This window comes from Streptomyces pseudogriseolus (genome assembly GCA_002154585.1).
Taxonomy (GTDB): Bacteria; Actinomycetota; Actinomycetes; order Streptomycetales; family Streptomycetaceae; genus Streptomyces; species Streptomyces pseudogriseolus.
Window position 1 is genome coordinate 1 of sequence record MUNG01000261.1, and the last position, 2,111, is coordinate 2,111.

2 protein-coding genes are annotated in these 2,111 nt (G+C 72.1%); one reads left to right on the forward strand and one right to left on the reverse strand.

What is annotated here, in order from left to right; translation table 11 throughout:
• Positions 1–107 precede the first annotated feature (107 nt).
• Positions 108–1,316 (forward strand): phosphoserine phosphatase SerB, encoded by a 1,209-nt coding sequence (serB, locus tag CCN29_RS22410; RefSeq protein ID WP_006132617.1) that lies wholly within the window; start codon positions 108–110, stop codon positions 1,314–1,316.
• Between the two features lie 46 nt (positions 1,317–1,362).
• Here serB and CCN29_RS22415 read toward each other — a convergent pair whose 3' ends face one another.
• Positions 1,363–1,881, reverse strand: coding sequence for a SixA phosphatase family protein (locus tag CCN29_RS22415; protein WP_006132618.1), 519 nt, complete (start codon positions 1,879–1,881; stop codon positions 1,363–1,365).
• Positions 1,882–2,111: the final 230 nt, after the last annotated feature.

The following is a 2,111-nucleotide window of genomic DNA, read 5'->3' on the forward strand; positions in this document are numbered from 1 at the left end:
TGTGTATAAGAGACAGGGACGGCCGGGGGCCGGGGGGACGGTGAGGCTGTCCGGGTGGCGGACCTCGGGGGCGCGGGGCACTGGGTGCCGGATACGGTGGGAGCACCATGAGCGCATCGCAGACCTCCGACGTTCCCACCCTTCTGGTCAAGATCTTCGGCAAGGACCGGCCGGGCATCACGGCCGGCCTCTTCGACACTCTCGCCGCCTACTCCGTCGACGTCGTCGACATCGAGCAGGTCGTCACCCGTGGTCGCATCGTGCTCTGCGCGCTCGTGACCCACCCCCCGGCCGGGATGGAGGGGGACCTGCGGGCCACCGTCCACAGCTGGGCGGACTCGATCAAGATGCAGGCGGAGATCATCTCCGGCAAGGGCGACAACCGCCCCCGCGGTCTCGGCAGGTCCCTGGTGACCGTGCTGGGCCACCCCCTCACCTCCGAGGCGACGGCGGCGGTCGCCGCCCGGATCACCAAGGCCGGCGGCAACATCGACCGTATCTTCCGGCTCGCCAAGTACCCGGTGACGGCGGTGGAGTTCGCGGTGTCCGGCGTGGAGACGGAGCCGCTGCGCACCGCGCTGGTGACGGACGCGGCCCGGTTCCGGGTCGACATCGCGGTGGTCGCGGCGGGGCTGTACCGCCGGGCGCAGCGCCTGGTGGTCATGGACGTGGACTCCACGCTCATCCAGGACGAGGTGATCGAGCTCTTCGCCGCGCACGCCGGCTGTGAGGACCAGGTCGCCGAGGTGACGGCGGCGGCGATGCGCGGGGAGCTGGACTTCGAGCAGTCGCTGCACGCGCGCGTGGCGCTGCTGGAAGGCCTGGACGCCTCCGTGATCGACAAGGTGCGCAGCGAGGTGCGGCTGACGCCGGGCGCCCGCACCTTGATCCGTACGCTCAAGCGGCTCGGCTACCAGGTCGGGGTGGTGTCGGGCGGCTTCACCCAGGTCACCGACGACCTGAAGGAGCGCCTCGGTCTGGACTTCGCCCAGGCGAACACGCTGGAGATCGTCGACGGCAAGCTCACCGGCCGGGTGACCGGCGAGATCGTGGACCGGGCGGGCAAGGCGCGGCTGCTGCGCCGGTTCGCCGCCGAGGCAGGTGTGCCGCTGTCGCAGACGGTGGCGATCGGTGACGGCGCGAACGACCTGGACATGCTGAACGCGGCCGGGCTCGGTGTCGCCTTCAACGCCAAGCCGGTGGTGCGCGAGGCGGCCCACACGGCTGTGAACGTCCCCTTCCTGGACACCGTCCTCTACCTGCTGGGCATCACGCGGGAAGAGGTCGAGGCGGCGGACACGCTCGCGGGCGACTGAGCCGCCCCCACCGGGCCCCTGTCGTGCCGGACGGGTCAGCCGGCGGTCACTCGGCGGGAGCCCAGTAGTCGGCCAGCGTGCCGGTGCCGGGCTCCAGGGACTTCCAGGGGCCGGTGAAGGTCAGGACCGCGAAGGCGGCGGCCGGGAAGCCGCGCCGCGTCATCCGCTCGCGGGCGTCGCCCTCGGACGCGCCGGCCAGGATGTCGGCCAGCCCCTGCACGCCCGGGTTGTGTCCGACCAGCAGGACGTTCTGCGCGTCGTCGGGGGTCTCGTTGAGCAGGGCGATCAGCTCGCCGGGCGAGGCCTCGTAGATCCGCTCCTCGTAGACGGTCTTCGGCCGCTTCGGGAACTCGTGGACCGCGAGCTTCCAGGTCTCGCGGGTGCGGACCGCCGTGGAGCACAGGGCCAGGTCGAAGGCGACGCCGGTGTCGGCCAGCTTGCGGCCGGCGGCCGCGGCGTCCAGGCGGCCTCGCTCGGCGAGGGGGCGCTCGTGGTCGGACACCGGAGGCCAGTCGGCTTTCGCATGCCGGAAAAGGACAATCCTGCGGGGTTCTGCGACGCTCATGGCACCCAGCTTCGCATGAAACAGGCCACGGGGCGCAGGGAGTTGACCGGGGCCTCGGCGCGTTCAGCGGGCTATGAGCTGCTGCGCCCGCTCGACGAGGAGCCTGAGCGCGGGCTCACCGGCGGTCGCGTGCGCGTCGGAGGGGTTGAGGACGAGCGCGAGCAGGGTCACGAAGGCGAGGGTGGGAAGGGCCAGGGCCCACCACGGCAGCCGGTGAGCCCGCGCTCAGG

Coding starts and splice junctions, on each gene's coding strand:
- CCN29_RS22415 (WP_006132618.1), bottom strand. CDS start 1,881: ATGAGCGTCGCAGAACCCCGCAGGATTGTCCTTTTCCGGCATGCGAAA.
- serB (WP_006132617.1), top strand. CDS start 108: ATGAGCGCATCGCAGACCTCCGACGTTCCCACCCTTCTGGTCAAGATC.